Annotated in this window: 21 protein-coding genes; 13 read left to right on the plus strand and 8 right to left on the minus strand. The window is 29.8% G+C overall.

Going from position 1 to position 20,086, the window contains the following annotated elements; genetic code table 11:
• Positions 1-26: 26 nt before the first annotated feature.
• Complete coding sequence (locus DP68_RS12420) at positions 27-2,060, plus strand: methyl-accepting chemotaxis protein (protein WP_035309948.1); 2,034 nt, start codon at positions 27-29, stop codon at positions 2,058-2,060.
• Positions 2,061-2,184: 124 nt separating this feature from the next.
• Positions 2,185-3,114 (plus strand): alpha/beta hydrolase, encoded by a 930-nt coding sequence (locus tag DP68_RS12425; RefSeq protein ID WP_035309950.1) that lies wholly within the window; start codon positions 2,185-2,187, stop codon positions 3,112-3,114.
• A gap of 196 nt (positions 3,115-3,310) precedes the next feature.
• Here the strand turns inward: DP68_RS12425 and DP68_RS12430 are convergent, their stop codons facing one another.
• Entirely contained in the window at positions 3,311-4,195 is an 885-nt protein-coding gene (locus tag DP68_RS12430; RefSeq protein WP_035309952.1) for a DUF2156 domain-containing protein, read from the minus strand.
• A 264-nt stretch (positions 4,196-4,459) separates the two neighbouring features.
• Positions 4,460-5,341 carry a pentapeptide repeat-containing protein gene (locus DP68_RS12435; protein WP_035309954.1) on the minus strand — a complete coding sequence of 294 codons (882 nt, stop codon included), beginning with the start codon at positions 5,339-5,341 and terminating at the stop codon, positions 4,460-4,462.
• 246 nt (positions 5,342-5,587) lie between these two features.
• On the opposite strand from DP68_RS12435, the gene DP68_RS12440 reads away from it, so the two are divergent.
• From DP68_RS12440 to DP68_RS12465, 6 genes are all read left to right on the plus strand, one after another.
• Positions 5,588-5,890, plus strand: coding sequence for a Dabb family protein (locus DP68_RS12440; RefSeq protein ID WP_035309956.1), 303 nt, complete (start codon positions 5,588-5,590; stop codon positions 5,888-5,890).
• A 43-nt stretch (positions 5,891-5,933) separates the two neighbouring features.
• On the plus strand, positions 5,934-6,665 hold the full coding sequence (locus DP68_RS12445) for an MBL fold metallo-hydrolase (protein ID WP_035309958.1): 732 nt from the start codon (positions 5,934-5,936) through the stop codon (positions 6,663-6,665).
• A gap of 152 nt (positions 6,666-6,817) precedes the next feature.
• Positions 6,818-7,606, plus strand: a complete 789-nt coding sequence (locus tag DP68_RS12450; protein ID WP_052085786.1) for a GNAT family N-acetyltransferase — start codon at positions 6,818-6,820, stop codon at positions 7,604-7,606.
• A 43-nt stretch (positions 7,607-7,649) separates the two neighbouring features.
• Positions 7,650-8,045 carry a DUF2809 domain-containing protein gene (locus DP68_RS12455; RefSeq protein ID WP_035309960.1) on the plus strand — a complete coding sequence of 132 codons (396 nt, stop codon included), beginning with the start codon at positions 7,650-7,652 and terminating at the stop codon, positions 8,043-8,045.
• Positions 8,046-8,051: 6 nt separating this feature from the next.
• On the plus strand, positions 8,052-8,693 hold the full coding sequence (locus DP68_RS12460) for a lactate utilization protein (protein ID WP_035309961.1): 642 nt from the start codon (positions 8,052-8,054) through the stop codon (positions 8,691-8,693).
• Positions 8,694-8,803: 110 nt separating this feature from the next.
• Positions 8,804-9,679: an AraC family transcriptional regulator gene (locus tag DP68_RS12465; RefSeq protein WP_035309963.1), complete on the plus strand. Its 876-nt coding sequence runs from the start codon at positions 8,804-8,806 to the stop codon at positions 9,677-9,679.
• A gap of 129 nt (positions 9,680-9,808) precedes the next feature.
• Here the strand turns inward: DP68_RS12465 and DP68_RS12470 are convergent, their stop codons facing one another.
• Positions 9,809-11,122, minus strand: coding sequence for a M48 family metallopeptidase (locus tag DP68_RS12470; RefSeq protein WP_035309966.1), 1,314 nt, complete (start codon positions 11,120-11,122; stop codon positions 9,809-9,811).
• A gap of 130 nt (positions 11,123-11,252) precedes the next feature.
• On the opposite strand from DP68_RS12470, the gene DP68_RS12475 reads away from it, so the two are divergent.
• Together DP68_RS12475 and DP68_RS12480 are read left to right on the plus strand one after the other, a co-directional pair.
• On the plus strand, positions 11,253-13,097 hold the full coding sequence (locus DP68_RS12475; protein ID WP_291549004.1) for an LTA synthase family protein: 1,845 nt from the start codon (positions 11,253-11,255) through the stop codon (positions 13,095-13,097).
• A 13-nt stretch (positions 13,098-13,110) separates the two neighbouring features.
• A complete protein-coding gene (locus tag DP68_RS12480; RefSeq protein WP_035309967.1) occupies positions 13,111-13,545 on the plus strand; it encodes a hypothetical protein in 435 nt (144 codons plus the stop codon).
• 27 nt (positions 13,546-13,572) lie between these two features.
• On the opposite strand, the gene DP68_RS12485 is transcribed toward DP68_RS12480, so the two are convergent.
• From DP68_RS12485 to DP68_RS12495, 3 genes are all read right to left on the minus strand, one after another.
• The gene (locus DP68_RS12485; RefSeq protein ID WP_035309970.1) at positions 13,573-13,791 is read right to left on the minus strand and encodes a hypothetical protein; all 219 of its coding nucleotides are present in this window, start codon (positions 13,789-13,791) and stop codon (positions 13,573-13,575) included.
• A 704-nt stretch (positions 13,792-14,495) separates the two neighbouring features.
• Positions 14,496-15,179 (minus strand): TraX family protein, encoded by a 684-nt coding sequence (locus DP68_RS12490; RefSeq protein WP_035309972.1) that lies wholly within the window; start codon positions 15,177-15,179, stop codon positions 14,496-14,498.
• 223 nt (positions 15,180-15,402) lie between these two features.
• Complete coding sequence (locus DP68_RS12495) at positions 15,403-16,365, minus strand: DUF4349 domain-containing protein (RefSeq protein ID WP_035309974.1); 963 nt, start codon at positions 16,363-16,365, stop codon at positions 15,403-15,405.
• A gap of 162 nt (positions 16,366-16,527) precedes the next feature.
• Between DP68_RS12495 and DP68_RS12500 the strand changes: the two genes are divergently transcribed.
• Positions 16,528-16,896, plus strand: a complete 369-nt coding sequence (locus DP68_RS12500; RefSeq protein WP_035309975.1) for a hypothetical protein — start codon at positions 16,528-16,530, stop codon at positions 16,894-16,896.
• Positions 16,897-17,069: 173 nt separating this feature from the next.
• On the opposite strand, the gene DP68_RS19260 is transcribed toward DP68_RS12500, so the two are convergent.
• Both DP68_RS19260 and DP68_RS12505 read right to left on the minus strand, forming a co-directional pair.
• Positions 17,070-17,237 (minus strand): FAD-dependent oxidoreductase, encoded by a 168-nt coding sequence (locus tag DP68_RS19260; protein ID WP_081957211.1) that lies wholly within the window; start codon positions 17,235-17,237, stop codon positions 17,070-17,072.
• 236 nt (positions 17,238-17,473) lie between these two features.
• The gene (locus tag DP68_RS12505) at positions 17,474-18,454 is read right to left on the minus strand and encodes an MBL fold metallo-hydrolase (protein ID WP_035309977.1); all 981 of its coding nucleotides are present in this window, start codon (positions 18,452-18,454) and stop codon (positions 17,474-17,476) included.
• A gap of 297 nt (positions 18,455-18,751) precedes the next feature.
• Between DP68_RS12505 and DP68_RS12510 the strand changes: the two genes are divergently transcribed.
• Entirely contained in the window at positions 18,752-19,447 is a 696-nt protein-coding gene (locus tag DP68_RS12510; RefSeq protein ID WP_035309980.1) for a FadR/GntR family transcriptional regulator, read from the plus strand.
• Between the two features lie 427 nt (positions 19,448-19,874).
• Entirely contained in the window at positions 19,875-20,084 is a 210-nt protein-coding gene (locus DP68_RS19885; protein ID WP_363330959.1) for an L-lactate permease, read from the plus strand.
• Positions 20,085-20,086 lie beyond the last annotated feature (2 nt).

A 20,086-nucleotide genomic window follows, 5' to 3' on the forward strand; every position in this document is an offset into this window, starting at 1 on the left:
GTAAAACTAAAAAGGGGGAGAATTATATGTCCATAAAAAAGAAAATACCTTTATTGATAACAATTATAGTTATAGTTCTGGTATCTGTAATAACTCTAGTCAATGAAGTTAGCTATAATTCTATATTAAATAAAAAAACATTAAGTGAAATGGAAGGCGTAGGTAAACGTGCAGGAGAGACTATAAGTGCCTCAATTGAAAAGGAACAACTAGCTGCTAGAATTATTTCAGAAAAAAATGTAGTTAGAGATTTACTTAAAACAGTTCAAGGCTCTACAAATAACGAGGATTTTATCAAAAAGCAGCAGTCAATGAACGCAACATTAGTTGATTATGTAAATGAAACCAAAAATGTTGAACATGTATTTTTAGTAGATACAAAAGGTAATATAGTGTCAGATAGTGACAAAAATTATCTTGGGAAAAATCTAAATGATAGATCTTATAACAACACAAGCCTAGAGGGCAAGGCATCTATAAGTGAGGTGCTTTTATCAAAGGTAACTCAAAACCCTATCGTTGTATTTACGAATCCAGTTAAAGTGAATAATCAGATAGTAGGATATGTGGGAGTAGCGGTACATGGAAACAGCCTATCTAAATACTTAGAAAATGTGAAAATTGGTGATAATAAGTCAAGCTATGCTTTTTTAATTGATGATAAAGCAACTATGATTTATCATCCTACTAAAGAAAAAATAGGAAAATCCAGTGAGGTTCCAGATATAAAGACTATTGCAAATAGGATAGCTAAAGGTGAAAATCTAAATGGGGAAGCTATAGAGTATAATTACAATAATACAGATAAAATGGCATACTATACAGTAATTCCTGATACTAATTGGGTTCTTGTTACATCAGTAACTACCGATGAAGTATTTAAACCAGTAAAAACACTAACCTATGTTATAATAGGAATATCAATTGTAGTTGGATTATTGGCAATTGGAGTAGGATATTTATTTTCTTTAAAGATTTCAAAGCCTATTATAGAAGTAGCAGAAGTTATTGATAGAACAGCCAAGCTAGATTTATCTTATGATAATAGTCTTGAACGATTCTACAAGTATAAGGATGAAGTAGGTACAATTTTCAATTCAATAGCACATATGAGAACAGTTTTAAGAGAAATGGTTGAAAATTTAAGTTCTGCTTCTCAGACTATAAATTCAAATGCATTAATAGTTGAAAATTTAACTGCTGAATTAAAAATCTATGCTGAAGAAACAGCACTTGAGAGCCAAAACCTTTCTGCTGGTATGGAGGAAAATGCTGCTACTGTTGAAGAAGTATCTGCTTCTTCAGATGAAATGGGTAACGCGGTAAATTCTATGGCTGAGAGAGCAACTAATGGATCTGCTAATGCAAATGAAATCGCCAAAAGAGCAAAGGGGTTAAAGAAATCTGCTGTTGAAGCTAGTGAGAAAGCAAATGAAATATATCATCTAGTTAAAAATGATTTGGAAAAAGCCATTGAAAACTCCAAGTCTATTGAGAAAATAAATTCATTAGCAGCATCTATACTTGATATTACAGATCAGACAAATTTATTAGCGCTTAATGCAGCTATAGAGGCAGCAAGAGCAGGGGAAGCTGGTAGAGGTTTTGCAGTAGTTGCCAATGAGGTTCGTAATTTGGCTGAGGAGTCTGCATCAACTGCTGGAAATATTCAAAATGTAGTTCATCAGGTTATATCTTCTGTAGAAGACTTATCTGATAATTCATCAAAGCTTCTTAAGTTTATAGATGAAAATGTATTAAAAGATTATCAAAAGCTAATGGAGACTGGTGAACAATATAATCAGGATGCGGATTCAGTAAATGGATTTATGCTTGAATTTAGCGCATTGGCTGAGGAGTTAACTTCATCTATTGATGGAATAGTAGATGCGGTAGGACAAGTGGCTGGTACAGTAAGTGATGGTGCTAAAGGAGTTACTGAAATATCAAGTAAAGCCATTAATATAAATGAAAAGTTAGAAGGCATAAAAGAAAGCGCTGAAGTGAACAAAGAAAGCGCTGAACAATTAGTACAAATTATATCAAAATTTAATCTTTAACTATAACAAAGGAGCTCTAATCATGAGCTCCTTTGTTCAGGAAAAAGTTTCCTGAATATTCATAAATTTTTTTTTGAATTATGGTAAAATTATAGTATAAGTCATAATTATTAGAGGTGGATAGATGAGGAGTATTGAGTTTAATATTAAGGACGTTGATGGTGTAGAAATTCATGTGTACAAATGGAAAACAGAAGGTACTCCAAAGGCAGTAGTGCAAATTGCTCATGGGATGGGGGAGCATTCGGGGAGATATGAATATTTTGCACAAAAACTTATAGAAAATGGTTATGCAGTTTATATAAATGATCATAGAGGGCATGGCAAAACAGCAAAAAATAAAGATGATTTAGGATATATAGGAGATACGGATGGCTTCAACTGGATGATAAAAGACATGTATGAAGTAACCTTAATTGCAAAAAAGGATTATAAGGATGTACCAATATTTCTCCTGGGCCATAGCATGGGTTCCTTTTTAACGCAAAAATATATAGCTCTTTATGGAAAAGAACTTAAGGGAGCTTTACTTTCAGGGACAAACGGAAAGCAAGGACAAAAATTAAAGATGGGTATGGCTCTTGCAAAACTTGAGGTATCTATGAAAGGGCCGCGTAATAAGGGAAAAAGCTTAAATAATTTAATATTTAAGGGATATAACTCAAAGTTTGAACCAGAAAGAACACTATTTGATTGGCTCACTTCTGATAAAGGTGAAGTGGATAAATATATAACAGATGAATACTGTGGGCATGCTTTTACATCCTCATTTTTTTATTATTTCTTTAAAGGTCTTGATGAACTAAGCAAACCTCATATTTTAAATAATATTCCAAGAGAGCTTCCTATATACATCTTTTCAGGTTCTGAAGATCCTGTGGGAGAAGAGGGAAAGGGCGTAACAAACTTATATAATACCTATAAAAAAATAGGAATACAGGATGTAACTTGCAAAATTTATCAAGGTGGAAGACATGAAATGTTAAATGAAGTAAATAAAAATGAAGTGATAAGTGATATTATAACATGGATGGAGCATAGAATTCATGATTAAGGTAATGGAATATAAATAATGTTGATTTTTATTATCTATCATTAGAGCAATCCTTAGAGTTTTTAATAAACAAGCGGCTAAGACTTTAAAACTTATGAACCGTTTTAAGCAGTTCATAAGTTTTAGTATCTGCCACTTGTGAAATTAGAAGCTCTTAAATTGCCTATTAGGACTAAATATAAAAAATCAACATTATTTACTTCACGATATATTTCATTGCAAGCTCCACAGGGTTATATGAAAGTTTAGCCTTTCTAAGGCCTTCTATACCTAAATCCTGCTCTCTATTTACATAGGTTACGCTTGTTAGGTATTCTTCAAGAAAGTGTCTATTTACAAAAGCATATAATCCACGAACATCAGCATCTGCTTTTTCTATATGAATTATAGCAGTATCTTCATTAACTACTTCGCCTATAGTAAAGGCGGAAAGTTTATCATCCACATATACTGCCATTCCTACAAAGTTTATTTTGTCTATGTTTTTTAGAAGATCTTTTATTCCAAAGAGCTCATAAAGCACATAGCCTTTACAGTCATTTTTATTACACCATTCTCTTCCAGCCATTAAACAATCATCTACTATATCCTCTGTAATAGGTACTGCTTTATAGTTATATTTTTTTACAAAAGCATTGTAATGATTTTTTTTTCCATGATACTTCTTTCCGGATAATTTAACTAAATCATCTCTTAAATATATATAATCGGCACCATCTCTATCTTCTTCAATTTCTAAAGAATCTCCATATACTTCTTTTAAATCATTTATAAAATTTAATTCAGCATCTTTAAATAGGTAATCCATATTATGTTCTTTTTTATATTCTATAAGTGTATCAACTATTTCTTTAAGATCTTTCATTTTATAACCTAATGGTTGCATAAAGTGAGATGAATGGTTGAAATCCACTTTTTTTATAATAAGAACATCATTTATTATACTATAATGTATTTCACATCCTTTTCTCCATAAGAATAAACTTAAAAATGAATATTCAGAGGTAGAAAAATTATAAGGTTTTATATATTTTTCAAATAAATCTTTATCGTCTAAGGTTAATGGTTTAAATTCTAGCATCATAACACTCCTTGTTAATAATTATGTACTATTTTAATGTACTTTATATTTACTGATTATTATATGTTATTGTTTCCATAATGAATACAAAAAATAATAAATGTTAATATGTAATTAATAATCATTATTTATACACATATTAAGTATAGTATAGCTTTAAGAAAGGATAAAGTCAAACTTTGTGAATTGTACAGAATAAAAAATACCGCATATCCATTTTAAATAATGCGGTATATAGAATTATTTATTTTGTTAGGCAGCCAATCATTTTGACCAGTGTAAAGGCCTACTAAGTGACATAGGTAACTTTGTTTCAGAATCACCCTTTGCCGTATTAATTTGTCCTTGGGTCAGAAATATACTATTAGTAAGGTTAGTTCCACTAAGATCAGCATCTCTTAAATCAGCACCAATGAGATCGGTACCGCTCAAATCCATTCCTCTAAGGTTAGCAGCAATAAGATATGATCCACTTAAGTTTTCACCTCTCAGATTGGTCTTAGTGAGATCTTTTCCAATAAAATCTCGTCCTCGACCAAGAGCTTTTTGGTGTTTTGAAGAAGTCTTTTGAGCAATACGAAATTTATTTCGTACAAGTTCACTGGTTTGTTTAAGAAGAGCATTAACTTTAAAGCGGTGCGATGTAATATCAAGCTTTAAGAGAGAGTCAGCACTTAAAATAGTAAGTTTTTCTGTTTCAATGAGCATGGAGTTAAGCTCCTCTTTAATATTATGAGATGACCCCAATCTAAGTGCTTCTGTTAGATACCAGAGCATTTCATGAATTTGATGCATAATTAGGAAAACCTCGTACATTTGCTGGGCAGTTTCTGGGACTTGCCTCCAATCATGTCCACCATAGGTGGCCTGAGCAACCTTTTGTCCTGCCCCAAAACAGTCATAGGCAATACAACCTTTAAGTCCTAACTTTCTGAGGTCTTTATGGACTCTACAGCGAAAGTTTGATTGTAGATTGATGCAAGGAGTACCAGCATCTTTATTCACAGGGAATCCTTCTGAAGCTGAAAAGTACAGTGCAACACAACAAAAACCAAAGCAGTTCTCACAGTCAGCCCTAAGATTACTGGGATTTATATTAGAAAAAGATAAGTTTTCATCTTTTTTATTTTCACAGGAATAGTTCATATTTATTTTACCTCACATAACAAAGTAGAAAAATTTTTAATTTGATTTTATCATAAATACTATGATTGTTCAATTTCTAAGGATTTGGAATCAGTTTGTTGTTAATAATAGTACAAAAGCAATTGTTTACTGATTTGAAAGAATTAAATATAACCAATTTGTATTTAATAATAGAAAGGATTTAGAAAACTTTTATCGAAGAATAAAATTAATGACTAGTATATGAATTAAAAAGGAGAAGAAGTAATGATTAAACATATTGTAATGTGGAAATTAAAAGAATTTGCTGATGGAAAAAAGAAACAAGAAAATGCTAAGATAATTAAAACAGATTTAGAAAACTTACAAGATAAAATTAATGAAATTAAATTTATAGAGGTTGGGATAAATGTTAATAGCTCACCTCAAGCATATGATATTGTTTTATACTCACAGTTTGAAAATATGGAGGATTTAAACATATATCAAAATCATTCTGAACATATAAGAGTTGGAGAATTTATTAAGAAAGTTGTAAATGAAAGAGTAGCAGTAGATTATGAAGTTTAAAGAGTATTAGTATAGATACTTATACTTCAAAGAGGAGAAATTTATGGATAATATAGTTGTTTTAGATGTTAATTTTAATTTTGGATATGGTGAAAATATAATTTATCCTGTGATACTTCAAGATGAAAATGAAATGATTTTAGTAGATTGTGGATATGCCGATTTTTTATCGATATTAGAAGAGGCTGCTTGTAAAAAAGATATAGATCTTTCTAAATTGACAAAGATAATTATAACGCACCATGATCACGATCATATGGGGAGTTTAGCTGCAATAAAGCAAAAGTATCCTAATGTTCAAGTTGTTGCAAGTGAAAAGGATGCTCCTTATGTGTCTGGGCGATTAAAGTCATTACGGCTTGAGCAAGCAGAACAAACTCAGGTGATGCTGCCGCCAGAACAGCAAGAATCAGGAAAGGCATTTCAAAATATTTTAAGGTCAATTAAAAATGTAGAAGTAGATATAACTGTAAAAGATGGGGACTATTTTACTTGGTGTGGGGGAATTGAAGTTGTTGAAACCCCAGGACATATGCCAGGACATATTTCTATTTATTTAAAAAAGTTTAAAGTTTTAATTAGTGGAGATGCTTTAGCCATAGAAAATGGAAATCTTGAAATTGCAGCACCACAATTTACTTTAGATATGGTAGAAGCAAAGAGATCTGTTTCAAAACTGCTTAAATATGATATAGAAAAGATAATTTGCTACCATGGTGGAGAGTATCAGGGGAATATATCAGATGCCTTGCGTAATATAGAAAATATATTTTAGATAATTATAAAAATAAAATCTAGCTAAGTAAAATTAGTTAGGTTTTATTTTTGATAAGTGATAATTAAAATTAGAATAGTTTAATATGACATATAGCTGGCATATTTATATTGTTATCATTAAGCTATTATAAACGAAGGGAGTTTTTCTATATGAAGGATTTAAAAGAGTCGATGGAGGTTATAACTTTAAATGAAGAAAATATTGATAGCGAACATATTTGCTGTGCTATATCAGATAAAAAATGTCTTGAGGGTTACCTAAAGAAAAAGGAATGGTTAAAGCAGCAATTTGCAAAAGGATATGTATTTAAGAAGTTTAATGTCAATCATAAAGTGTTCATTGAATACTGTCCTTCTGAAATTGCTTGGATACCAATTGCTGCTCCAAACTACATGGTGATTAACTGTTTTTGGGTTGCAGGAAAGTATGCAGGGAAGGGTTATGGAAGAAGGCTTTTAGAAGAATGCATAAAGGATTCCCAAGATAGGGATGGTATTATTGTGCTCACCAGTAATAAAAAGAAACCATATATGCCAGATAAAAAGTTTTTCTTAAAACATGGATTTGAAGTTTGTGATACAGCTCCACCATACTTTGAACTACTAGTTTATAAAAACAATCCTAATGTTGAAAATCCTATATTTAATAAGTGTGCAAAAGAAAATATATGCAGTAATGAAAGCGGATTAACAGTATATTATTCAAATCTTTGCCCTTTTACTGAGTACTACACCAATACAGTAATAAAAGAATTGGCAAAGAGAGAAGGCATTGCATTAGAGATTATTAAAATTGATAATATGGAACAAGTAAAGAGCCTTCCATCAGCCTTTAGTATTTACAACGTGTTTTACAATGGTAAGTTTATTACTCATGAAATTTTAAGTGAAGCAAAATTTAATAAAATTATAGATGGTATAAAGATGGGGATATATTAATGTAAAAATGAAATATGGTTGGAATAAATGTTGGAGGAAAGAGATGTCAAATAAACGTAATAGATTGCTGTATGGATTTATAATAATAATTGTAATTGCTTTAGGGCTACTATCAAGAAAGATGGATAATATTATACCAGACTTTTTAAATACATATTTAGGGGATGCTCTCTGGGCACTAATGGTTTTCTTCATCTTTGGCTTTATTTTTAGAGATTCAGAGACAAAAAAGATTGCATTGATAGGGATATTATTTTGTTATCTCATTGAGCTAAGTCAGTTATATCATGCAAATTGGATAGATAGTATCAGAAAAACAACCCTAGGAGGATTAGTATTAGGATACGGATTTTTATGGAGTGATTTACTTGCATATGCTATAGGAATTGGCATAGGTATAACTATTGAAATTTTTTTATCAAAACTAAGGAGGAAATAAACTATAATGGATAACAATATCTCATGGTATGTAGAAAAACAAGTTGATAGGACAATAGATAATTTAAGAAAGCATAATATGGAGGGATACTTCGTTAAGGATGAAGTAGAACTGATAGAGCTTTTAAAAGAACTTATAACTGAAGACTCTGTAGTAGGTGTTGGTGATTCTATGACACTATTTGAAACAGGAGTTATAGAATTTCTTCGTAAAGGAAATTATAAATTTTTAGATAAATATAAAGAAAATATAACAAGTGAAGAAAAGAAACAAATTTATATACAAAACTTCTCTTCGGATACTTTTATGTGCAGTACAAATGCTCTAACTGAAAATGGAGAACTTTACAATATTGATGGTAATGGAAGTAGAGTTGCGCCAATGATTTATGGACCTAAACAAGTTGTTTTAGTAGCTGGAATAAATAAAATTGTTAGTGACTTAAAGGAAGCAGAAAAAAGAGTTAGAAATTATTCAGCTCCAATTGATGCAAAAAGATTAAAGAAAAATACTCCATGTACTACTTTGGGATACTGCGTAGACTGCAAAAGTCCTAATAGAATATGTAACGATTTTTTAATTATCACAGGACAATTTGTCAAAGATAGAATAAAGGTAATTATTGTAGGAAAAGAGTTAGGTTATTAGTTGTTATTATATATAATTTAAAGTTAATCAACCCTACATAACTGTGCATGAAATGTCGGATAGATACATTTGATTTCTGATATTCTATTGATGAAAGGGAGGTCATGTAAATGGATTTGCTTAAACAAATGAATGAAGCATTAAACTATATTGAGGAGAATCTTACCGAAGAAATTGATTTTAAAGAAGTGGCAAGGCTGGCTGTTTGCTCGGAATATCATTTTAAAAGAATGTTTTCTTTCCTTGCAGGTATTACACTTTCGGAATATATCCGCCGCAGACGTCTAACTATTGCAGCGTTTGAACTTAGTAACAATAACATGAGAGTAATCGATATTGCAGTTAAATATGGATACAGCTCGGCAGATTCTTTTACTAGAGCTTTTCAAGGTTTGCATGGGATAACACCGTCGGAAGCCAGAAATAATGGTCAATCATTAAAGGCTTATCCACGAATGACCTTTCAATTAACAATTAAGGGAGGAAATGAAATGAAGTATAGAATTGAAGAAAAAGAGGCATTTTCCATAGTTGGCATTACAAAAAGAGTTCCTATAATTTTTAATGGAGTTAATCCAGAGATTGCAGCTATGTGGCAAAGTCTAAATGGTGAAATAATAAGTGAGTTTAAGAGCCTTTCTAATGTGGAGCCTTTTGGAATAATCAGTGCGTCAGCGAATTTTTCTGAAAATCGAATGGAGGAAAAAGGAGAGCTTGATCATTATATAGGTGTAGCAACAAATAAAGATTGCCCAGGCAATTTAGCTAAACTTGACGTTTCTGCATCAACATGGGCAGTATTTGAAGCAGTTGGACCATTCCCTGAGACTCTTCAAAATATATGGGGACGCATTTACTCTGAATGGTTTCCGTCTTCAAACTATGAAATAGCAGAAGGACCAGAAATCCTGTGGAATGAACAGAAGGATGTAACTTCACCAACTTTTAAAAGTGAAATATGGATACCAGTTAGAAAAAGAAAATAATTAATTTTACTTTTAGATACTAGCTGAAAGGTGTTAGATATTAGGATTAGATGAAATTTTCCCTTGTAAGGTTTCATCCAATCATAGTACCTAGCACCTTTAGTCTACTATATTAAGAGAATTTAGTGACTACTCTTTATTAAAGTATTTCTCATACATTAGTGGTTCGCCTTTTTCCCAAGGTGCATAGTCCTTAGCAAATTCCACTCTTTCTAAATAAGGTGGATGAGAATAGTACCATACTTCAAATAGCTTTCCAGGATAGGGAAGAGCTAGGCTTCCTTCATGAAGTTTTATGGTAGAGGTTATAGTAGCTTCTGTATTTTGAGTGAGCTCTAATTCAAATCTATCAGCTTCAATTTCCATACGTCTAGAAACGGTATTTGTTATTGGGTTACTTAAAAACATATAAAAGTTTAAAACAAGTAATATTAAAGGCAGTGCAGCAATATCAGATATCCTATTGAATCCCAATTTACCTTTAGAAAGCTTAATTATATAAAGCACACTTTTATTGGTTAAGTAAAGTACAAATATAATCAAAACTCCTCCAAGAATTATGGATTTCCACACATGTCCCATTACATAATGGCCCATTTCGTGAGCAAGCACTCCTAGAGTTTCTTCGTTAGTTAAATTGTTTATAGTGGTATCCCACAAAACTATTCTCTTAGACTTCGAAACACCTGTCATATAGGCATTCATTTCTTTTGTATCTACACTTTTATTTACTTGATATACATCGGTTCCTTCTAAATTTGCCTTCTTTAATTGAACTTCTATTTTTTGCTTTAGGTTTTTATCTTTAATATCTTCGTATTTATTAAATATAGGATCTATATAAAAAGGAGAGACAAAGGTCATAAAAAATATAATGGGAATAGATAAAAATCCCATGTAAAGCCACCAGAGCTTTTCTTTTTTTCGTATAACATAATAAGGGAACCATATAAACAATGCTCCAGTTACAGAAGACAATAAAACACTTTTTAGAGAATCTGTAAGCCATTTTACTAAAGTTTGATTTGATAGTCCAAAATTATGAGGTTGAATAAAACTGCTATAAAATTCCAAAGGTAGCGTTATAAGAAAGTTTATAAGTGTAAATATAATAAAATATACTCCAGATATTATAAAAAATCTGCGAGTTCTTCTCTCTATAAAGTTTCTTATACCCTTTGAAAGGCCAGTTGCTAAGAAAAATATTGGAATTAAAAAGGTAAGTATAAAGCTTATAGTCCATATGTTTAAATTAGATTTTTTATATGCTATTGCTTTATCGCTTACTTGAGGAAGATTAATATCTTTACCATTTACAGTAACGCTATAGGTTACCCCTTTTAAGCTTTCTAAATTTCTATGCTCTGTATAGCGGGCTAATACTATAAATAGTAAAAGAAAAATCACTGCAAAGATTATTGGTTTATATGAGCATTTTTTCAAAAAAACACCTTCTTTTGACAAATTTATATTTGAAAACAGGTACATGAAAAGGTTATAATTATAAAGGTTTAATATAAATATAACAAAATTTAAAGTAAAGATTAATATATTATTTAAGGAGTGATATTATTTGCTGTTAACTAAAGAAAAAACCCATCCCCGCATCATAAGTATTATAGAATATTTTAAGTATGATTCGTTATTTTATTTAACAACCATATTTATTTTTATAAAGTCCATACTTTTTTTAGGTGTTATAGCTCATGATAATGTGTCTGGAATAAATATGTTTAAGGCATTTTTTGCACCACCTCCACTTGCAGCATACCTTGCTTTTATAACGATTTTTTTAAGTATTGCATATTTGTTTAGTGGAAGAATTCATGGCTGGGTACTTTTTTTAGTTAATGTGGCTATTACTATATTATTACTATCAGACCTGTGGTATTACAGAGGTTTTGGAAACTTTATTTCTCCGTACATTTTTCAGCAAACATCTAACTTGGATAACTTAACGGATTCTATACTATCTATGGCAAGACCTATAGATATAATATTTTGGATAGACATATTATATATGCCATATATGCTTACTAAAAATAAGATAGCGTATAAATATTATAAGCGAAATATAATGTCATTTTTATGGATAGTGCTTATAAGTATAATATCAATATATTATATCCATTATAATATAGATATAAAAAAGACAGGAAAAGATGGACAGTACTTTTTTTATACTTGTTGGGCTCCTAATCAAACTATGTCCAACTTATCACCTATAGGATATCACATATATGATGGGTATAATTACTATCATGAAGTTAAAAAACCTTTTACTCTGAGTGATAAAGAAAATGACAAAATAAAGGCTTGGTATAAAGATAATAAAGAAAACCTACCTGATAATGAGTATAAGGGAATTTTTAAAGGTAAAAATGTGATATTTTTGCAAGTAGAATCTTTAGAAAACTTTGTAATTGGTAAAAAGGTTAATGGGCAAGAAATTACTCCTAATTTAAATAAAATTTTAAATAATAGCTACTATTTTTCAAATTTTCATGAGCAGGTATACAATGGTACAAGTGTGGATTCAGACCTTCTTTCCAATACTTCAATGCATCCCGTAAGAAAGGGAGCTACATTTTTTAGATTCCCACAAAATACTTATAATTCCTTTCCGAAACTTTTAAAAGAAGAAGGGTATTATACTCAAGCTATACATCCTGATAAGGCTTCTTTTTGGAATTGGAAAAATGGATTAACAGCTGTAGGATTTGATAACTGCATAGATTCTTCTCATTTTAAGTTGGATGAAACTATAGGGCTTGGATTAAGTGATGGAAGTTTTTTAAAACAAACTATACCACTTATAAAAAATGCTAAAAAACCATTTTATACATTTATGGTAACTCTCTCAAGTCATGCACCTTTTGATATTGAATCAAAGTATAGAGAGCTTAAAATTGATAAAGGACTTGATGAAACAAAGCTTGGAGGATACTTCCAAAGTATACACTATACAGATAAGCATATAGGAATTTTCATGGATAACTTAAAGAAAGAGGGTCTTTTAGAGGATACAGTTGTTGTTATATATGGAGATCACGGCGGAATTCATAAGTACTATGAAAGTGAACTTAAGGATATAAAACCTCAAGAAGACTGGTGGATGAAAAATAACTGGGAAATTCCTCTTATCATATATAATAAGGATATAAGCCATAAGGAATTCACAGTAAATGGTGGTCAAATAGACACTATGCCAACTGTAGCTTATATGATGGGAATAGATAAAGAAAAATTTGAAAATACTGCAATGGGAAGAATACTTGTAAATACAAAAGAAGATTTTACAGTACTTTCAGATAGAACTTATATAGGAGATAAGAGTAATAAAAATCATGTAGAACATAGTATACTAAGTATAGATATTTCAGATATGATGATTAGAAGTAATTACTTTAATAAATAGGGGAGATGTGAATATGGAAGAAAAATTATGGGGAAAGCTTGAGGCTTTAGAAAAAAGCGATAAAACTTTAAAAGAAGTACTTCCGCAGGGCTTTGAAAACATGATAAAGGTTTATATATTTAATAATCGTGACAATATAATAGGTTTTTTAAAGGGGATAGTAAATAACCCTAATTTTAAAAAGAAGATATCAGAGGAAATAGTAAAGTTTACATCAAATATGAATCCAATGATGGCAAAGTTTATAAATGTGGATAGTATGCAAACTAAAGTTGTTGAAGGAATAAATGGTTACCTTCAAGATGAGAACAATGTATATAAGATAATGGAACTTGTAAATGAAGGAATAGACAAGTTTAAAGATAAAAGAGCAGCGGAAGTACTTATGTATATTCCTTATGAAGGAAAGAAAGAACTTGTAAGATGGGTAAGTAAAATAGTAAAGTAGTAAAATAAAGCCTTGAAAATCAAGGCTTTATTTTTGTTTTGGCAGTCTTATATTTTCTAATAAATTTTCCTCATGGTCATATACTTCAATGGTATTCTTTTCTTCATAAAACTTAGCTACCTTAAAGCTTCTATGAAATGCGTCATCCATAGATTGATAAAATATAATATTATTTTCATCTTCTTTTTCTATATGACCTATTGAATAACCAAAGGCACTTATCATCATTTTATGTTCCTGTTTCATTTTAAAGTTCCCCCTTAAATGGCATGTCTACCTAAAGTATAAATTAATTAAAGATTCTATAGAATTTTTAATAGATAAATTATATTAATTTTTTTATACTTTTTCAAGACATATTACAACAGATTAATATGAAATTAGAACAAATATTTTATTTTATAATAATAGTTTTAGTATTAAATAATAAGAAAATGAAGAAAATTAAAGAAAATGGACAGGCAATAGGAGATAACGGGATATAAAGATAATTGACAAAATAGTCAGAAAATTATAAAATGTAATCAGACACCAAACAAAAACTAAAACATAAAAATCTAAAGATAGGAGATGATTCCACCAAAACAATTAACTTTATTTAGACCTATTATAAAAAGTTTCAAAGAAATCTTTAAGATTGATAGGTAGGTGATGGTGGTATTAAAGGCTCCAATTCCTTTAAATGATTCTCTTAAACCAGTAAATGAAAATTGAATTAGGAGTTTAATAAAAGATTTAAATTTTAATAGATATAAGGGTTCGGCACAAATAGATGGTTCTAGCTGAACAACCTAATCTAAAGTAGTATTATTTAAGGAAAATCTTAAGAAAGGAATGATAAAATTTCAAATAGCTATTGATGGGTGTGGTCAGGAATTGGAAGCTGAAAAATAACCGGTTTGTATATAGTAAGAGAGTATACAAACCGGCTATTTTTTATGTAAAAATAATTAGAAAAATCTTATCTTCATAAAATATATAACTAATAAATGTACTGGATAAAAAGCATAAAAGGCATATTTGTATTTTTTGAATCCTTGTTTTTCATTATAATATCTTATTATTATTAGAGAAAATAATGAAAATAATTGAATTATTCCGCCTAACTCAAAAGAAGCTCCTCCAAGTATCACTGAAATGATATAAAGTGATATTAAAGCTATATTTAAAATTGCTTGAGATTTAATGAGTTTTTTGAAATCTTGGCTATAATAATAAAATAAAAATATAGTGGCAATACCATATGCAAAATAGTCAGTATTAAGTATTGTAGCAATAATGCTTGGAAGTATTATACTTAATTGTTTACCACGTTCATTTTGTTCCTTTTCATATTTATCATAGAAATAAATTGCTATTAATCCAAGAAGTAAAGTGAAAAATATATTTAAACTTTGAGCTTTAAGTGCAAGATTAAATGGAATTTGAGATATAAGAGCAAAAATACCAAGTCTTTTCATATACCTTATAGGGTCGCTAGTATGTTTATAGCCTAAAGCAATCATCCAAGCAAATAGAGGAAAGGCTAGTCTACCAATTATCCTTAAAAATATATATTGTGGAAATAAAGCAGCTCCTATGTGGTCTATTAGCATGCACAAGCACGCAAGCAATTTAATTTTAAAGTTTGACATAGTAATTCTCCTTGCATGATTTATAGAAACTTATAAAATAAAAAATAGTTTATTGATTCTTAATAATTTCATAACTACTAGTTAATAATTATTATTTATAATTAATTATATAATATAACTAACAAAAATAGTTTTGTTCAGAGAACCTCCCCCTTTTAATATACACAAAGGTGCTTAAAAAAGCACCTTATTTTTTTATCAAAATAAGATGCTGTAAAGGTATCTATTTATCATTTTTATTCTTTTTGAATAGATTTTTAATGCTGAATTTCTTAGTGCTTCTTTTGAAAAGATATCTCATTATGAGGACTATAGGAATTATAATTATAAGATATGGTATAAAAGCAATTACTCCTATAATTGAAATCTTTAGTATTTGAATTACATTGTTTATGGAATTTATAAATTTATATTTAATTTTTTCTCCTAAATCACTTCCGGAATTTCCAAGAGAAAGCACATCAACTTCCTGCAAGTTTACATCCACGGTTGAATAATCTATAAGATTATCAAGTCTCTTTAGTGTTCCAGTAAGGTTTTCAATTTCATAGCGAACAGTTACAAGTTCTTTTTCTATTTCAAGTACATCCTTTAAAGTTCCTGATTTTTTTAATAGTTCTAAAAGTCGTTCCTCTTGAAGTTTAAGTGATTTTAATCTAGCTTCTGTATCAAAATACTGAGAGGTTACATCTTCACCGCTTATGGTGGTGGTTACAACATTTCCTATAACAGATGAGCCATCCATAAAGGAGTTAAAGTGCTTAGTTGGAATTCTTAAGGAAAAATTAGCGTGTCGCATTTGAGAGTTGTTTATATTTTCTACTCTATTCCCAGATATAGTCGAATTTTCAATATATCCACCTAAAACCTTTACCTTTTCATTAAGAGCAGCTATAGATTTTTCAAATTCCTTTGTTTGAATATCTAAATATCCTCTTTGTATTAATTTTCTTTGAGATAACTTAGATGCATCAATATTTTCCGGAGTGGTGGCAGCTTTAGATTCCTGTTTCATTTTTGAATTCTGACCGCTGGCTATATCAGCCTCAACATTCATTTGACTATAATCCTGAGCTATTTGGTTTCCAGATCTAGATGCCTCTTTTTTTGATCCGCAGGCATTAAAGGAAAGCATGGAAAAGATTATAGTTAACAAAACTAGAAAGAAATATATTTTCTTTTTCAATAATATTCACTCCCTATAAGATTAGTTAAGAATAGGTTTATTTACTAATATATACGAGTAAACTAATAATATAGTCCTTGGCATTTTTAATGCTGAATTAGAAGTATGGAATTTGCATCTAGGAAGGTGTTCACTTCACTAAGATACTGGGGGTGTTTAAATTTGGCTGCTTATTCAAATAGAAGACGGGACCATATTCATTTTATAAAGCAATACAATATGGAAACTGGTGAGTACACTGGTACTCGTATAGTTATATTTATGAAACCTAAGTATAAATCTATACATGATATAGGTGATTTCCAAAAGCATCCTTATAAAAGTCCTAAATCTAAAAAGCCTAATAAGTCTTTATGGAAAGTAATAAATTGTGATATAGGAGAATTAATAAAAAAGGAAATGATAAATGTTAGTGAAGATAATAAATATATTATGAGACATATATTATATGAAAATCCTAGAGGAGATATAGAAAGCTATATAAATGATTTAATATTTAAAGAAACAGGAATGCAGAACCTAAGATTATAAATTGACAGCTGACAATTAATATAGAAATATTATGATTGTTCTACAATGTCTCCTAAACCTTGGATGTTCTTAAGGGCAGATATGGTTTCGTTTCTCATAAATTTCATGTAATTTTTATAATCTAGGTTAGCATCATAAAAAATTTCTTCATAGATTTCTCGATTCATTAAAATTTAAGCAGTTAAATCAAAAGTAAATGGGTGGTAGATTAATTGATTTGTTTTACCACCTATAGTTTTCTCCTTTTCATAAACTTTCACATCATATCCTTTGCTAAGTAATCTTACAGCTGTAGATAAACCGCCTACGCCTGAACCTATAATTAATACTGACTTTTTCATTGTTTTCACCTCGTACTAGATTATATACAAAGTTATTATTCTCAATATATACCATATTCAATTCTTTGTTTTCAGCACTAATTTCAGGCCCATAATGCTTTATCTTTGTTATCTTTGAACTTTATAAGGGGATGTCTAACAAAGAATAAAAACTACAATATATTGCATTAGATTTTTAAATTCTAAAACAATATATTGCGGTCTAATTTCTTAATGGGACAGCCCCTTATTTATTATTATTTTATGGAGTAGTAAAGAACACCATCTTCTTCTTCCATAGTTACTTCTCCTAAAGCTCTAAGATGTTCTAAATGGGCATGGGCCTCTCCAGCTGCAAACCATTTCTGTGCTTTGGGAAACTCATCCCAGTTTTTACTTTTAATATCCCAGTGTAGCTGCTTTGTTACTGTTCTCACAGTAGACCTTCCAGATTTTCTTAAAGCTTCTCTTGATTCATCTAATCTTTTAGCATGATGAGCATAAAGTTCTTCAATTCGCCTGCGGTGATCGTCTACTAAAAAACGATGGGAAGAAAACAAATAATCAATATCCATATTATAAACATGATCTAAACTTTCTAAATAAGTTCCTAATATATCGCCATATTGGAAACCCCAAAATGTAATATTTGGAGTTATTTTTCCTAGTATATGATCCCCGCAAAATAGTATCTTGTGTTCTTTATCATAAAGACCTACTATCCCTGGTGTATGACCTTTTAAATCTATAATTTCAAAATTATATTCTCCAATTTGAATACATTCACCTGGAATTGCAGAAATGAAATTTATATGAGCTGTCGGTCGAAATTTAAATCCAGGATGATCTTCGATATCTAGCTTGTCTTCTTCCAATCCTTGCCAAACTCCCTGTTGAATTGTATCTTGCCACATTGAATCTGATTTTTTTACACTATTATTTAATAAATTACCATCCATCTTACTCGCATATATACTTAAACCCATTTCTTCTAAATAAGTAGCTAACCCCGTATGATCTGAATGTAGGTGAGTCAAAAAAAGAATAGTGTTTTCTGGTTTCAAATTTAATTCTTTAAAAGTTTTCATTATATCTTCTTTTGTATCCTCACGGTTAAAGCCCGTATCAATGATCATAGATTTTTCTTGACCTTTAATAATATAAAAATTTAAGTACTTTAAGGGATTGTTCGGTAATGGGAGTTCTTCCAAGTAAATATTTTTGTATACTTCTCTCATAGATTAGATCACCCTCCTAAAATTCCATATTTTAGCAATATGATAGTATATTATTTATATAAAGTCAACTATTCCATCTACTGATAAAACAGGGAAAAGAAGATTTAGGAATGGTTTTTCGAAGAATTGGTACAAGATGTGTATATTGTTATAATTTTCAGAATTATATGGTTCGCATTCAGGGAGGCTCTAATTAAGATGATATACTTGCATAACTAAATAATTATTGCCCTCTTGAATCCTATAATGTATCATTATTATTGTGAATTAAATACAATACTTAAGGAGTTTGATTGGATGTCTTCATCAACAAAAAATACAAAAGTTTATGAGCAAGTAATAGATCAAATTAAAGATATGATAATAAATGGTACCCTTAAGGCTGGAGATAAATTATCTTCCGAAAGAGAGCTTGCAGAGCAACTGCAAGTGAGTAGAACATCTATTAGGGAAGCTTTAAAAGCACTTCAAATTATAGGATTAGTTCAATGTAAACAGGGTGGAGGAAATTACATCAGTGAAGACCTTGAAAATGGGTTATTTGAACCTTTATCAATAATGTTTATGCTTAAAGATAGTAATCCTGAAGAAATTATTGAGGTTAGAAGAGTTATCGAGGTACAAACTGCAGCTATAGCTGCACAAAAGATAACGGATAAAGAACTTGAGGACCTTGAAATACTTATAAAAGCCTTTAAAAATTCAAAAGATGAAAATGATAACGTACAAATTGATAAAAGGTTTCACTATGAAATAGCTAAGGCTTCCAAGAATTTTATAATAGTAAATATATTAAATGCAATATCTTCATTAATAGATTCCTTTATTAAGGATGCCAGAAAAAAGATAATAGTAGATGAAGGAAATATGGAAGTCCTTGCAGACCAACATGAGGATATTTATATAGCACTAAAAAATCATAATCCCAAAAAAGCTTCTGAGGCTATGAAAAAACATTTAGATTTTGCCAATAAATATATTATGATGAAGTAATTTAGTTAAAATACTAATTAGTTTAAAGGAATAAACTAATTAGTATTTTTTTGTTTCTAGATATGATTATATCAATAAATATAAGATAAAACTCCATATGAAATATAACACAATATACAAAATATTGTTAATTAAATAACAATATTATAGAGTTGAGTTTAATAAAGATAAAAATTTAAATTTTTTTGTCTCAATGGAAATTATTGAAAAGGTTACAACATATAGGTTCGTGAATAATTCGCATTTTTCGAAATATTGTTAATTGAATAACTATACTAGGAATAATAGTAAAAAAGTGGTATGATTTAATTAATACAGATTGGTCTTACCAGTTTGCGTAACATAGAGATAAGATGAATAATTATAAGCTATTTTTATTGACTTAATACTAGTGATTTGGCAGATGTTTTCGATATAGGTATTAAACATACCTGAACATAAGGCAACGCCAATTACCTTTGTGATAACGTTTTTATTGGCGGTTATTGTGTGGAAAATGTCAGTTTTAGATGCTTTTAAGTCAAGTCTTGAGTGTGTACCAAATACATTAAGGCCTATAATTCTTGTTATAATGGCAACAGTATTTATCTATAATTTATCCCTACACACAAAGAGTATGGATGTAATTAAAACATGACG

Origin of the sequence: Clostridium sp. HMP27 (assembly GCF_000765165.1) — a bacterium.
Taxonomy (GTDB): Bacteria; Bacillota; Clostridia; order Clostridiales; family Clostridiaceae; genus Clostridium_AK.

Excerpts from the sequence above, each read along its gene's own strand:
- DP68_RS12420 (WP_035309948.1), top strand. The coding sequence starts at position 27 with ATGTCCATAAAAAAGAAAATACCTTTATTGATAACAATTATAGTTATA.
- DP68_RS12425 (WP_035309950.1), top strand. The coding sequence starts at position 2,185 with ATGAGGAGTATTGAGTTTAATATTAAGGACGTTGATGGTGTAGAAATT.
- DP68_RS12430 (WP_035309952.1), bottom strand. The coding sequence starts at position 4,195 with ATGCTAGAATTTAAACCATTAACCTTAGACGATAAAGATTTATTTGAA.
- DP68_RS12435 (WP_035309954.1), bottom strand. The coding sequence starts at position 5,341 with ATGAACTATTCCTGTGAAAATAAAAAAGATGAAAACTTATCTTTTTCT.
- DP68_RS12440 (WP_035309956.1), top strand. The coding sequence starts at position 5,588 with ATGATTAAACATATTGTAATGTGGAAATTAAAAGAATTTGCTGATGGA.
- DP68_RS12445 (WP_035309958.1), top strand. The coding sequence starts at position 5,934 with ATGGATAATATAGTTGTTTTAGATGTTAATTTTAATTTTGGATATGGT.
- DP68_RS12450 (WP_052085786.1), top strand. The coding sequence starts at position 6,818 with ATGAAGGATTTAAAAGAGTCGATGGAGGTTATAACTTTAAATGAAGAA.
- DP68_RS12455 (WP_035309960.1), top strand. The coding sequence starts at position 7,650 with ATGTCAAATAAACGTAATAGATTGCTGTATGGATTTATAATAATAATT.
- DP68_RS12460 (WP_035309961.1), top strand. The coding sequence starts at position 8,052 with ATGGATAACAATATCTCATGGTATGTAGAAAAACAAGTTGATAGGACA.
- DP68_RS12465 (WP_035309963.1), top strand. The coding sequence starts at position 8,804 with ATGGATTTGCTTAAACAAATGAATGAAGCATTAAACTATATTGAGGAG.
- DP68_RS12480 (WP_035309967.1), top strand. The coding sequence starts at position 13,111 with ATGGAAGAAAAATTATGGGGAAAGCTTGAGGCTTTAGAAAAAAGCGAT.
- DP68_RS12485 (WP_035309970.1), bottom strand. The coding sequence starts at position 13,791 with ATGAAACAGGAACATAAAATGATGATAAGTGCCTTTGGTTATTCAATA.
- DP68_RS12490 (WP_035309972.1), bottom strand. The coding sequence starts at position 15,179 with ATGTCAAACTTTAAAATTAAATTGCTTGCGTGCTTGTGCATGCTAATA.
- DP68_RS19260 (WP_081957211.1), bottom strand. The coding sequence starts at position 17,237 with ATGAAAAAGTCAGTATTAATTATAGGTTCAGGCGTAGGCGGTTTATCT.
- DP68_RS12505 (WP_035309977.1), bottom strand. The coding sequence starts at position 18,454 with ATGAGAGAAGTATACAAAAATATTTACTTGGAAGAACTCCCATTACCG.
- DP68_RS12510 (WP_035309980.1), top strand. The coding sequence starts at position 18,752 with ATGTCTTCATCAACAAAAAATACAAAAGTTTATGAGCAAGTAATAGAT.